This is a genomic window from Muriicola jejuensis, from assembly GCF_010671595.1.
GTDB classification, from domain to species: Bacteria; Bacteroidota; Bacteroidia; order Flavobacteriales; family Flavobacteriaceae; genus Muriicola; species Muriicola jejuensis.
In genome coordinates, this window is sequence record NZ_JAABOP010000001.1 from 44,971 (window position 1) to 58,721 (window position 13,751).

The window sequence follows — 13,751 nt, forward strand, 5'->3', positions numbered from 1 at the left end:
ATTAATTATTCTTCTGATTCTGGTTCCTGTGTATCAAGAGCCGTGCCATCTTCGGTTTTAACTTCGATATCCCTGAGGTTTACCTCCTCCAGATCATCTTCATCCTTCATAACCTTGGCCACTGCTGCGATCGAATCGTTGTCCTTGAGGTTGATCAGTCTTACCCCCTGGGTAGCCCTGCCCATGGTCCTCAGATCGTCCACGCTCATGCGGATGGCAATGCCTGATTTGTTTATGATCATCAGGTCATCCGAATCGGACACATTCTTGATCGCCACGAGTCCTCCCGTTTTCTTGGTAATGGAAATGGTCTTGACCCCTTTTCCTCCGCGGTTGGTGATACGGTAGTCATCAATACTCGACCTTTTTCCGTATCCGTTCTCAGAAACCACGAGGATATCCTCTTCAAAATTATGTACTGAGACCATGCCGATCACTTCATCATCCTCGCTGGCCAGGGTGATCCCGCGAACTCCGGAGGCACTTCTGCCCATTGGCCGTGTTTTGCTTTCCTCAAAACGGATGGCTTTTCCGGATTTCAGGCCGAGGAAGATCTGACTGGTCCCCGTGGTAAGCTTGGCCTCGAGCAACTCATCCCCTTCCCTCACATTGATCGCGATGATTCCATTTTGCCTGGGCCTTGAATACTGTTCCAGGGAGGTCTTCTTCACCACACCTTTTTTGGTGGCCATAATGACGTAATGGCTGTTGACGTAGTCCTCATCCTTGAGGTCCTGGGTACATATAAAGGCCTTTACCTTATCGTCTGTCTCTATGTTGATCAGGTTCTGTATCGCCCTGCCTTTGGAGGTCCTGCTACCTTCAGGGATCTCATAGACCCGCATCCAGAAACACTTTCCGCTCTGGGTGAAGAACAACATGTATTGGTGGTTGGTCCCCACAAAGAGGTGCTCCAGGAAGTCTTCGTTCCGGGTAGAGGATGCCTTCTGGCCTACCCCACCCCTGTGCTGGGTCTTGTATTCCGTGAGGGGGGTCCTTTTGATATATCCCGCGTGGGAAATGGTAATAACCACCTGCTCATCGGGAATCATGTCCTCTATACTGAGGTCTCCCCCGGCGAAGTTGATCTCCGAGCGCCTCTCATCCCCGTATTTCTCCTTGATCTCAAGTAATTCCTCCTTGATGATGTCCATCCTCCTTTCCTTGCGGGCGAGAATGTCTTTGAGGTCCTCAATGGTCTTGAGGATCTCCTCGTATTCAGACCTCAGTTTGTCCTGCTCGAGTCCGGTGAGTTGCCTCAATCTCATTTCCACGATCGCCCGGGCCTGAACTTCTGTCAGTTCGAATCGTTCGATCAGATTCTGCCTGGCCGTATCCGCATCCGAAGAGGCGCGGATAATGCTGATCACCTCGTCTATATTGTCCGAAGCGATGATCAATCCTTCCAGGATATGGGCCCGATCCTCTGCCTTTTTCAGGTCGAAGGTGGTCCTGCGAACTACCACCTCATGGCGGTGTTCGACAAAGTATGTTATGATCTCTTTGACGTTGAGCAACTGGGGTCGTCCTTTTACCAGGGCGATGTTGTTCACGCTGAAGGAGGATTGTAAGGCGGTGTATTTGTACAGGGTATTCAGCACGATGTTCGGGATTGCATCCCTCTTAAGGATGTACACCACACGCATTCCCTTGCGGTCACTTTCGTCCCGGATGTTGCTGATACCTTCTATCTTCTTCTCATTGACCAGGTCGGCCGTCTTTTTGATCATATCCGCCTTGTTGACCTGGTAGGGGATCTCAGTCACCACGATGCACTCGCGGCCATCCACTTCCTCGAAATGGGATTTGGCCCGCATGACGATGCGCCCTCGGCCGGTATGAAAGGCTTCCTTAACCCCGTCATATCCGTAGATGATCCCTCCTGTAGGGAAATCCGGGGCTTTGATGTGGGAGATCAGCTCGTCTATTTCGATCTCCGGGTTATCGATGTAAGCAACGGTACCGTCCACTACCTCCGACAGGTTGTGGGGAGGCATGTTGGTCGCCATACCCACGGCGATCCCGGATGCTCCGTTGATGAGCAGGTTGGGTATCCTGGCAGGCAGGACGGTGGGCTCCTCTAAGGAGTCGTCGAAGTTGAGCTGGTGGTCTACAGTCTCCTTCTCTATATCCGTAAGCATTTCGTCCGCGATCTTCCGCATCCTTGCCTCCGTATACCTCATCGCCGCCGGGCTGTCCCCGTCTATGGACCCGAAGTTACCCTGCCCGTCTATGAGCATGTACCTCAGGCTCCATTCCTGTGCCATACGCACCATGGTATCGTAAACAGACGTGTCGCCATGGGGGTGATACTTACCCAGAACCTCCCCTACGATACGGGCAGATTTCTTATGGGCACTGTTAGATCTCACACCCAGTTCGTGCATTCCGTAGAGCACCCTTCTGTGCACCGGTTTGAGTCCATCCCTGACATCGGGTAAGGCCCGTGACACAATGACCGACATTGAGTAATCAATGTAGGCAGATTTCATCTCATCCTCTATGTTGATCGGGATCAATTTTTCTCCTTCCGCCATATAAAAATCCTATTGCTTATCAGTGGTTAAAACATCGGCCCAATATACGTAAAATGATAGGTTAAGGCGTACAAAACGCTGAGTTTATTGCAGAATTTATCAACATGACATATGGTCATTTTCGTTGATAAAAGCCCTGTTAATTATTTTGTAAATCGGGCATTTTTTCGTCATTTAGGCCAACTTAATCTAATATAGGTACGGTTATTGACGTTCTTATGGTAAGTTTTAGTAATTTTAAAGTGTTTTAAGGAAACCTTATGGACGATAATTTTTCACCAAGAGTAAAAGACGTAATTGCTTACAGCAAGGAGGAGGCCCTGAGGCTCGGTCACGACTTCATAGGCACCGAACACCTGATGTTAGGCTTACTCCGGGATGGCAGTGGAAAGGCCATTAGTATCCTGGACGCTTTGGACGTAGACCTCGACCATCTCCGCAGAAAGGTGGAAATCCTGAGTCCGGCCAACCCCAATCCGGGGAATACCCAAAAAGACAAGAAGAACCTGCACCTCACCAGGCAGGCTGAACGCGCTTTGAAGACGACCTTCCTGGAAGCTAAATTGTTCCAGAGTTCTTCCATCAATACAGCTCACCTCCTCCTTTGCATTTTGAGGAATGAGAATGACCCTACCACCAAATTGCTCCACAAGCTGAAAGTGGACTACGACGGGGTAAAGGAACAGTTCAAATCTATGATCACCAGCGAGGACGATTACGTGGATTCTCCTACCTCAGAATCCTTCCCAAGCGATTCTGATGAGCCCTCCGAAGGGAAGGAAGCCTCCTATGGGGGAGCCTCTGCCCAAAAGGGGAGCAAGAAATCCAAGACGCCCGTGCTCGACAATTTCGGACGCGACCTAACCCAATTGGCTGAGGAGAACAAACTCGACCCCGTGGTAGGCCGTGAAAAAGAGATCGAACGCGTCTCCCAGATCCTCAGTCGCAGAAAGAAAAACAACCCCCTGCTCATCGGTGAACCCGGAGTGGGAAAGAGTGCTATTGCTGAAGGGCTGGCCCTGCGTATCATCAACAAGAAAGTATCCCGAATCCTCTACAACAAGAGGGTGGTGACCCTTGATCTCGCCTCCCTCGTTGCCGGCACCAAGTACCGCGGGCAATTCGAAGAGCGGATGAAGGCGGTGATGAACGAGCTGGAAAAAAATGACGATGTGATCCTGTTCATTGACGAGATCCACACCATAGTGGGTGCCGGTGGAGCCACCGGGAGCCTGGATGCCTCCAATATGTTCAAACCTGCCCTTGCCAGAGGGGAGATCCAATGTATAGGGGCCACTACCCTGGATGAGTACCGTCAGTACATTGAAAAGGACGGAGCCCTGGAGCGAAGGTTCCAGAAGGTCATGGTAGAACCCACCACCGTGGAGGAAACCATAGAGATCCTCCGGAACATCAAAGGAAAATACGAAGACCACCACAACGTGATTTATACGGATGAGGCCATCCTCGCCTGTGTAAAACTCACGAATCGCTATATGACGGACCGTTTTCTGCCGGACAAGGCCATCGATGCCCTGGACGAATCCGGATCCCGTGTACATATCGTTAATATGGACGTGCCCAAACAGATCCTCGAACTGGAAAAACAACTAGAGGATGTAAGGGAACTCAAGAATACGGTTGTGAAAAAACAACGGTATGAAGAGGCTGCCAAATTGAGAGATGATGAAAAACGCCTGGAGAAGGAACTGGCAGTGGCCCAGGAAAAATGGGAAGAAGACAGCAAACTGCACAGGGAGGTCGTGAGCGAGGACAATGTGGCAGATGTGGTTTCCATGATGAGTGGTATCCCGGTAAACAAGATCGCACAGACCGAGAGTAACAAACTGGCAGAATTGCCGGCCCTCATAAAAGGGAATGTGATCGGGCAGGACGAGGCGGTGGCCAAGGTGGCCAAAGCCATACAGCGTAACCGGGCCGGACTCAAAGATCCCAACAAACCCATAGGATCCTTTATCTTCCTCGGTCAGACCGGGGTGGGTAAGACTCAGTTAGCCAAGGTACTGGCCAAGGAATTGTTTGATTCTGAGGACGCGCTTATCCGGATCGATATGAGCGAATACATGGAGAAATTTGCCATCTCCAGACTGGTAGGTGCCCCTCCCGGATATGTGGGGTATGAGGAAGGCGGACAACTGACTGAGAAAGTCAGACGCAAACCCTATTCAGTCATCCTCCTCGACGAGGTGGAAAAAGCGCATCCCGATGTATTCAATATGCTCTTACAGGTACTGGACGACGGCTACCTGACAGACAGCTTGGGCAGGAAGATCGATTTCAGAAATACCATCATTATAATGACCTCCAATATCGGGGCCAGACAGTTGAAAGACTTCGGACAAGGGGTAGGTTTTGGTACTTCGGCCAAAAAATCCCAGGAGGATTCCCACCAAAAGAGTGTGATAGAGAACGCACTAAAGAAAGCTTTTGCCCCTGAGTTCCTGAACAGGATAGACGATGTGATTGTCTTTAATCCGCTCGAAAGAGAGCATATCCACCAGATCATTGATATTGAGCTCGATAAATTGTTCAACAGGATCAAGGACATAGGCTACGAACTGAATCTTTCAGACAAGGCCAAGGACTATATCTCGGAAAAAGGGTTTGACAAACAATACGGTGCCAGACCTCTTAAAAGGGCGATTCAGAAATACATAGAGGATGCCCTGGCCGAAGAGATCGTCAATTCGAAACTGGAAGAAGGAGACAGCATTTTTATGGACTATGACGGGAAATCAGAACTCCTTACTATTGAGATCAACAAAGCCAAGAAGTCTTCCAAAGCGTAAGCTGTAAGAAATAGATGTAAACAGGGTGTTAGTTAACTGACACCCTTTTTTTATTCCTCCTTCAGAACTTCAATTCCTGACTGCGCCTCATGTCAATAAAACGATTTTTGAGCCTTTAATCTAATATTTTTCTAAAGGTACGGCCCTCCCTATACTTTCGTAATGAACACTACAAAACTACATGGGGATGAAAGTTGGACCGATCAAAACACCGGTTGTCGTAAAGGAGTATATTCTGGATATAGGTACGGTTCAGGTCTTTGACAATTACATGGTGTCCATTTTTAATGAAGGCTGCACAGTAACCCTGGAAAGGGCCTATCAACTGATAGGCATTACAGAAATTCACTTCAGAAACAAACCTTTTGGTTATATCAGTTACAGGAAGAACTCCTATGCCATTGATCCAAATATCTACAGTTTTGTGAGGGAACTGGAGAACCTAAAAGCATTTGCTATCGTTTCAGTTAAGGAAATGGACATGCACAACTTCACCATCGAGAAGATGTTCTACAAAAAACCGATGAAGTTCTTTATCGATTACAACAACGCCCTGGCTTGGGTGAAGAGACGGGTGCTCAAGAAATAGACTACTCCCTGACCTCTCTTTCTTTTTCATCGCTATCCTCCGTATAGAATTCCCGGAATGCAGCCCCTATATGTGCTGTGATATCGGATGCGATCGAGGATTCCATACTTTGAGAATCCAGGCAGAGATCCCCTGCCCTTCCATGTATATAGACACCCATGAGCGCGGCCTCCTCAGGGAGATATCCCTGGGAGAGAAGTCCAGTGATCACCCCGGTGAGCACGTCCCCGCTTCCCGCTGTGGCCATTCCCGGGTTACCGGTAGAATTCACGTATCCTTTTGTACCGCTTACAACCATGGTATGCGCCCCTTTGATCACCAAAAGGCAGTGGTGCTCTCCGACAAATTTCCTGGCCATTTCCAATTTTTCAAAATCGTCTTTCCACGGGCCGATGAGTCGTTCCAGTTCCCCGGGATGGGGAGTGAGAACGGTCCCCGGTGGCATAAGTTTCAGCAGGGACCTGTCTTTGGAAATGGCATTCAGCCCGTCTGCATCGACCACCAGTGGGGAGGTGTTGCTCTCCAGAAAAGCCCTGAAAGCAGCGATGGAAGCCTTGGAAGTACCCATCCCCATTCCGATACCAACGGCAGAAGGGGTGAACGGCATCCTTATTTCCGTGAGTTCACTTTCATCCTTGCCGGTCATCACCATGACCTCGGGCAGGGCCGACTGCAGGGGATTGTAACCGCAACCCGGTACAAAGGCCGTGACGAGTCCGCTCCCGCTTCTCAAACAGGCTTCAGAACTCAGGATCACAGCACCCATTTTGCCATGGGATCCGCCAACGATCAAAGCATGGCCGTACGTGCCTTTATGGGAAAATTTTTTTCTGAATCGGTACAGGGGCCTGACCTCCCGAAACCCTATTAATTCGTATGCCGTGTCCAGTGAATCAATAAATTCCTGATGCAGACCGATATCGAGGGCTACCCACTGTTCACAAAAACGACCGGAAGAAGGCAGGAAAAAGGGTAGTTTCGGATGTTGAAAGGTCAGGACATAATGGGCGTGCACCACCTGTTTCGGATCTGAATGCCTCTCGAGGAACATCCCTGAGGGGACATCAATGGACACTACCAGGGCTTTGCTTTTATTCAGGGATTGCATCAGCTTGCATACCCAGGGTTCGGGCTCACGGTTCAGGCCTGTCCCGAAAATAGCGTCCAAAACGATATCCCCTTCGGGAATAACGGGCAGGGCACTCTCCTCTTTAATGACCTCCGGCCAGACTTTCCGGTCTTTAAGCCTGTCGAGGTTGATCAGGAAATCTGCTGAACGCTTATCGCTGTAATTGACGATATACACCTGTATCTGATAGCCGTGTTCCAGCAAATGCCTGGCCACTACCAGTCCGTCTCCCCCGTTGTTCCCCGTTCCGCAAAAGATGTGGAGGGTTACAGGAGATCCGTTCAGCTGACTGTTTAGCCAGCCGAAAATAGCGCTACCGGCCCTCTCCATGAGTTCATCGCTCTGGATGCCCTCCTTTTCTATTGTAAAGGCATCTGCAGCCCTGATCTGTTCCGCGGAAAGTATTTTCATCTCTTCAAGTTCAGTTTGGGTCAACCCCGTTTGGGATCCTTTTTTGTCGACTGATGGAAAGTTCACACTTTTTCCCTCCGTCGGTGAAAAATCCGCAAAAAAGATGGTTATTCACAGGCTGGTCCTCAAAAATCGTCTGATTTGTTGGGGCAGCATCGTAAAAATACTACATTTGACCGGTATGAGATCAACGCCTATTTCTTTCCCAATGTTTTCCTCATCGGAATTCCCTTTCCGCACGGGTGTGATGACGATCACCACCCCCTGGGGGTAGCCTCTGATCATTCTCCGCAGTCACGTTTATTATTCTATCCTTAATCTCCTTGCAAAATGAAAGTTTTAAAATTTGGTGGTACCTCTGTCGCTTCTTCAGGCGTTATAAAGCAGGTCCGGGAAATCTCGGCTAACTCGAAGGCAGAACGGATCGCTGTAGTAGTCTCAGCCCTGGGTGGTGTCACCGATCTCCTTCTCGATACCATGCACACGGCTTCCAGGCAGGATGCGTCCTTCCGAAAAGCCCTGAAAGGCATAGAAGACCGGCATTTGGAGGTCGTCCGAGAACTGCTGCCTACCAAGGCGCAAAGCGGGATTCTCAGTAAGGTAAAAAGTGAGCTCAACGTACTGGAGACCCTCCTGGAGGGCGCTTATTATATAGGTGAGGTCACCCCAAGGCTTTCCGATAAGGTCGTCAGTTACGGGGAATTACTGTCGGCCTTTATCATCAGCGAATATTTCAAGGTGAGCGGACTCGATGCGGTTTTCAAGGATTCGCGCGAACTTCTGATCACGGATCAGACCCACGGTAAGGCTGCTGTGGATTTTAAGGAGACCGATAAACGGATTATCCATTATTTTGAAGAGGAATCGGCCAAAGTGGTCATTCTTCCCGGATTTATTGCGTCCTCAGAGGACGGTAATGTCACGACACTCGGCCGGGGCGGTTCTGACTATACCGCCTCCATTATCGCCGCCGCCCTGAAAGTGGACGAATTACAGATCTGGACGGATGTCAGCGGGATGTTCACGGCCAATCCGAAGATCGTAAAACAGGCCAAACCCATCGCACATATCTCCTATGAAGAAGCCATGGAACTGTCGCATTTTGGTGCCAAGGTGCTCTACCCGCCCACTGTGCAACCAGTTCTTGCCAAAGGCCTTCCCATCAGTATCAAAAACACCTTTGACCCCGATGCTGCCGGGACGTTGATCACCAGGAAGTCGCCTGAAGAAGGCAGGACGGTAAGGGGAATCAGTTACATCCCCGGCATTTCCCTGCTTTCCCTGGAAGGTCCAGGAATGATCGGGATCCCGGGTATTTCAAAGCGATTTTTTGAGGTGCTCTCCCTGGCTAATATCAGTGTGGTGCTTATCACCCAGGCCTCTTCAGAACATTCCATCTGTATAGGGATCGCAGATGAAGACGCCTCAAAGGCCATCAAGGAAATAGACAAGGCCTTTGCGTTTGAGAGGTCGCAGGGGAAGATCAAACCCGTGGCCCATGAAAAAGACCTTGCCATCATAGCCCTGGTGGGAGACCAGATGAAGAATCACCAGGGGTTGAGCGGCAGGATGTTCAGTACACTGGGAAAGAACAATGTGAACATCCGGGCGATCGCCCAGGGGGCTTCAGAAAGGAATATCTCGGCCGTGATCCGCAAGGAGGATGTCAAAAAAGCGCTGAACACCCTGCACGAGACCTTTTTCGAGGAGAACGTCAAACAGTTGAACCTCTATGTCCTGGGGTGTGGGAATGTAGGATCCAAATTGCTGGAACAACTCAGAAAGCAAAGGAAATATCTCAAGGAACACCTGAGGCTGAATATCAGGGTTCTGGGGATCTCTAATTCGCGCAGGATGTACTTCGACGAGCAGGGGATTTCGCTTCAAAATTGGCAGGATCTGCTGGCAGGCGGAGAAAAGGCGAATGCAGGAGAATTCTTTAAAACCATTCAGAAGATCAATGCCCGCAACAGTATCCTGGTAGACAATACAGCAAGCGAAAAGGTGGCAGAGAGCTATCCAAGATACCTCAGAGAGAGCATTTCTGTGGTCACCTGCAACAAGATCGCCTGTTCTTCCGCATATGAGAATTACAGGCAGCTGAAGGAGCTGGCCAAGCAATTCAGGGCGCCGTTTTTGTTCGAGACGAATGTTGGAGCCGGACTGCCCATCATCGACACCCTCAAACATCTCGTTGCCTCAGGTGACGAGGTACTCGAGATCAAAGCGGTTTTATCGGGTAGTCTGAATTTTGTCTTCGACCATTTTGACGAGCATACCACCTTTCACGATGTGGTAAAACAGGCGCAGGAACAGGGATATACCGAACCAGATCCCAAGATCGACCTCAGCGGGATAGACGTGATGCGAAAGATCCTGATCCTGGCTCGGGAAAGCGGATTTAAGCTGGAACTGTCCGATATCGAAAATCGTTCCTTCCTCCCGGAAGAAGCATTGAAAACGAAAGACAACAACCAATTTTTTGCTGCCCTGCAGAAGCACGAGGCGGAATTCCAGCAATTGGTCCGGGACGCCAAGGCGAAGAAGTGCAAACTGAAATTCGTTGCGTCCCTCAAGGAAGGGAAGGCCAGTGTAGGTTTGGAACATATTCCTCAGGGACATGATTTTTATTCCCTTGCAGGAAGTGACAATATCGTCCTTTTTTATACGAAAAGGTATCCCAAACAACCCCTGATCATAAAAGGGGCCGGGGCAGGAGCCGATGTGACCGCCTCGGGGATCTTTGCCGATATTATCCGTATCGGTACGTATTAACCGACATAAAACTACCTGGAAAAAGGAAATTGTATTAGTTTCGGTACAGGCATACCTGCTTCATGACAAAAGACGAGATCAAAATATTCTGTCCGGCCACCATCGCCAATATTTCCTGTGGTTTCGATGTCCTCGGACTCGCCCTGGGAACCGTTGGGGATGTGATGGTGATCCGAAGGGGAAATAGTCCCGGGATCAGGATCACCAGGATTACGGGTCAGGAGATCCCCATGGACGCCGATAAGAATGTGGCCGGCGTCGCAGGCATGGCTATGCTCAAAGAGCTGGAATACCAGGGCGGCTTTGAGGTGGAGATCCATAAAAAGATCAAGGCCGGAAGCGGGATAGGCAGCAGTGCAGCCAGCGCCTCCGGAGTGGTCTGGGGGATCAATCACCTCCTGGGCAACCCTTGTTCCGAAGAACAACTGGTGCGCTTTGCGATGGAAGGGGAAAAACTCGCCAGCGGTACTCCCCATGCAGACAATGTGGCTCCTGCGATCTATGGGGGCATTACCCTGGTGCGCAGTTCGGACCCCCTGGACGTAGTGCGCATACACGCTCCGGCAGAACTCTTTGCCTCAGTGGTCCATCCCCAGATAGAGATCAAGACCTCTGATTCGAGGAAGATCCTTAGAACGAGCATCTCCCTGGCGGACGGGATCAGGCAATGGGGGAATCTCGGTGCACTCATAGCCGGTCTGTTCAGGGAAGATTACGATCTCATCGGCCGCTCGCTTGAAGATCATATCGTGGAACCCATCCGCTCCATCCTCATACCCGGTTTTGACGAGATCAAGCGAGCGGCGATTGCTGCCGGCGCTCTGGGGTGCGGCATATCGGGTTCCGGGCCTTCGATATTCGCCCTGAGCAAAGGGAGGGAAACCGCCGTAAAAGTATCTGAAAGCATGAGCAGGGTGCTTACCGGAATAGACCTGGAACACGACACCTATGTCTCAGAGATCAATACCCAGGGGATACGGATCATTTCCTAGGACCCTGGCAAAACACAAAGGATGAAGTACTACAGCCTCAACAAGAGATCTCCGAATACCTCCTTCAGGGAAGCGGTCATACGCGGTATAGCGCCGGATGGCGGACTGTATTTCCCCGAACACATCCCTGAATTCCGTCCGGGCTTTATCAAAGATTTAGGCAGACTTTCCCCATTGGAGATCGGGATGGAAGCCATGACCCCTTTTGTTGAAGGGGAACTTCCCGGGGAGGTCCTGGAAGGTATATTGACTAAGGTTCTCGACTTCGAATTTCCCCTGGTGAACCTGGGTGGCGGGATTTCATCTCTGGAACTCTTCCACGGGCCTACCATGGCTTTCAAAGATGTGGGCGCCCGCTTCATGGCATTGAGCCTCGGGTATTTCTACAGGAATTCAGACAAAGAGGTCACGGTCCTGGTGGCTACTTCCGGCGATACAGGCGGCGCTGTGGCCAAGGGTTTCCTGGGAGTTACCGGAGTAAATGTCGTCATTCTCTATCCCGAAGGCAAGGTAAGCGACATTCAGGAAAGACAGCTCACTACGCTGGGACAGAATATAAAGGCACTAAGGGTAAAGGGCACCTTTGACGACTGCCAGCGTATGGTAAAAAAGGCATTTACGGACGAAAACCTTTCCCGTAAGATACAGCTCACCTCCGCCAACTCCATCAATGTGGCCCGCTGGCTCCCGCAGATGCTCTACTACCTGCTTGCCTGCCACCAATTACCACACACGGGCAAGAAACTTGTCTTTTCCGTTCCAAGCGGGAATTTTGGGAATATCTGTGCTGGCATGCTCGCACAAAGGATGGGCCTGCCGGTGAGTCATTTCATCGCCTCCACCAATGTAAACGACACCGTACCTCGATACATGCAAACCTCGGAATACGACCCACACCCATCCACAGCAACCATATCGAATGCCATGGACGTGGGAGACCCGAGCAACTTCGTCAGGATCCTGGAACTCTACGGCCAGGATTTTGAAGAATTGAAGAAACACCTGAGTTCCTACTCCTTTTCTGACAAAGAGACCAGAGAGGCTATGAAGTCCCTTTACAGGGATAACGGGTACGTGGCAGACCCCCATGGTGCCGTGGGCTACCTGGGATTGAAGAAATACATGCAATCCCATCCGGATACCGAAGGTGTTTTCCTCGAAACTGCCCATCCCGTAAAATTCCTGGATGTGGTGAGAGAAACCCTGAATACGGAGATCCCGCTACCGCCTCAGATCAGGGAGGTCATGGATAAGGAGAAAGTTTCGACCCCTGTAAAGGGCTACGAAGAACTCCGGGATTTCCTCCTCTCCTGAGTGTGCCCTCCTCTGAAAAATGGTTAAAAGTTCTTTCCCCGGAAAGTGGCTAAGACTTATTTTCAATACCTTTGCGCCACATAAAAAAACAAAGCATGAAGACCACTGCTTTACATGATATCCATGTATCCCTGGGAGCCAAAATGGTCCCTTTTGCCGGATATTCCATGCCGGTATCCTACGAGGGAGTAACCGCAGAGCACGAGACTGTACGCAAGGCATTGGGCGTCTTTGACGTATCCCATATGGGTGAATTCCTGATAGATGGCCCAAAAGCCCTGGAACTGGTACAGAAGGTTACCTCCAACGATGCCGCCAAACTGGAGGTCGGGATGGCCCAATACAGCTGTATGCCCAATGAGACAGGGGGTATCGTGGACGACCTCATCATCTACAAGGTCAAGGATGAACAGTTCCTTCTGGTGGTCAACGCATCGAATATCGAAAAAGACTGGGATCATATCACCCGGTACAATAAAGGCATTGGCGCTTCCATGAGGAATATCTCTGACGATTATTCCCTCCTGGCCATTCAGGGGCCCAAGGCGGTGGAGGCTATGCAATCGCTTACCTCTGTAGACCTGTCGGAAATCAAATTCTACACCTTTGTGGTCGCCGATTTTGCGGACATACCACATGTGATCATTTCGGCAACGGGCTATACCGGATCCGGGGGCTTTGAGATCTACTGCAAGAACGGGGAAGTCAGGCAGGTCTGGGAAAAGGTATTGGCAGCTGGGAAGGAATACGGGATCAAACCAATCGGACTGGCCGCGAGGGATACCCTGAGGCTGGAGATGGGATATTGTCTATACGGCAATGACATCGATGACACTACCTCACCCCTGGAAGCCGGGCTGGGTTGGATCACTAAATTCAATAAGGAAGATTTCGTCAACAAGGAGGATCTCGAGCAACAGAAAAAAGAGGGGGTCACAAGAAAGTTGGTGGCCTTTGAATTAAAAGACAGGGGGATACCAAGGCAGGGATATCCTATCCTGGACGCGGACGGAAATGAGATCGGACAGGTGACCTCAGGTACCATGTCGCCCTCCCTGGGAATAGGCATAGGGTTGGGATATGTCCCCATCGGACATGCTGCCACAGGTTCAACTATCAAGATTCAGATCAGGAAAAACGCCCTGGACGCCACTGTTGTGAAATTACCATTCTACAAGGGATAGGAGGATAGAG

At 50.4% G+C, this 13,751-nt stretch carries 9 protein-coding genes; 6 read left to right on the forward strand and 3 right to left on the reverse strand.

Features of this window, described 5'->3' with window-relative positions; all coding sequences use genetic code 11:
• Window positions 1-5: 5 nt before the first annotated feature.
• On the reverse strand, window positions 6-2,537 hold the full coding sequence (gene gyrA, locus GWK09_RS00195; protein WP_163691014.1) for a DNA gyrase subunit A: 2,532 nt from the start codon (window positions 2,535-2,537) through the stop codon (window positions 6-8).
• A 260-nt stretch (window positions 2,538-2,797) separates the two neighbouring features.
• Between gyrA and GWK09_RS00200 the strand changes: the two genes are divergently transcribed.
• A complete protein-coding gene (locus tag GWK09_RS00200) occupies window positions 2,798-5,347 on the forward strand; it encodes an ATP-dependent Clp protease ATP-binding subunit (RefSeq protein ID WP_163691015.1) in 2,550 nt (849 codons plus the stop codon).
• A gap of 187 nt (window positions 5,348-5,534) precedes the next feature.
• Entirely contained in the window at window positions 5,535-5,936 is a 402-nt protein-coding gene (locus tag GWK09_RS00205) for an STAS/SEC14 domain-containing protein (RefSeq protein WP_163691016.1), read from the forward strand.
• A 1-nt stretch (window position 5,937) separates the two neighbouring features.
• Here the strand turns inward: GWK09_RS00205 and GWK09_RS00210 are convergent, their stop codons facing one another.
• Together GWK09_RS00210 and GWK09_RS00215 are read right to left on the reverse strand one after the other, a co-directional pair.
• On the reverse strand, window positions 5,938-7,476 hold the full coding sequence (locus GWK09_RS00210) for an NAD(P)H-hydrate dehydratase (protein WP_163691017.1): 1,539 nt from the start codon (window positions 7,474-7,476) through the stop codon (window positions 5,938-5,940).
• Between the two features lie 111 nt (window positions 7,477-7,587).
• Window positions 7,588-7,761, reverse strand: coding sequence for a hypothetical protein (locus GWK09_RS00215; RefSeq protein ID WP_163691018.1), 174 nt, complete (start codon window positions 7,759-7,761; stop codon window positions 7,588-7,590).
• A 45-nt stretch (window positions 7,762-7,806) separates the two neighbouring features.
• On the opposite strand from GWK09_RS00215, the gene thrA reads away from it, so the two are divergent.
• The 4 genes from thrA (at window position 7,807) to gcvT (ending at window position 13,741) form a co-directional block, all read left to right on the forward strand.
• Window positions 7,807-10,251 (forward strand): bifunctional aspartate kinase/homoserine dehydrogenase I, encoded by a 2,445-nt coding sequence (gene thrA / locus GWK09_RS00220; RefSeq protein ID WP_163691019.1) that lies wholly within the window; start codon window positions 7,807-7,809, stop codon window positions 10,249-10,251.
• A gap of 62 nt (window positions 10,252-10,313) precedes the next feature.
• Complete coding sequence (locus tag GWK09_RS00225; protein ID WP_163691020.1) at window positions 10,314-11,243, forward strand: homoserine kinase; 930 nt, start codon at window positions 10,314-10,316, stop codon at window positions 11,241-11,243.
• 21 nt (window positions 11,244-11,264) lie between these two features.
• Window positions 11,265-12,557 (forward strand): threonine synthase, encoded by a 1,293-nt coding sequence (gene thrC / locus GWK09_RS00230; RefSeq protein WP_163691021.1) that lies wholly within the window; start codon window positions 11,265-11,267, stop codon window positions 12,555-12,557.
• 95 nt (window positions 12,558-12,652) lie between these two features.
• Window positions 12,653-13,741, forward strand: coding sequence for a glycine cleavage system aminomethyltransferase GcvT (gene gcvT / locus GWK09_RS00235; RefSeq protein ID WP_163691022.1), 1,089 nt, complete (start codon window positions 12,653-12,655; stop codon window positions 13,739-13,741).
• Window positions 13,742-13,751 lie beyond the last annotated feature (10 nt).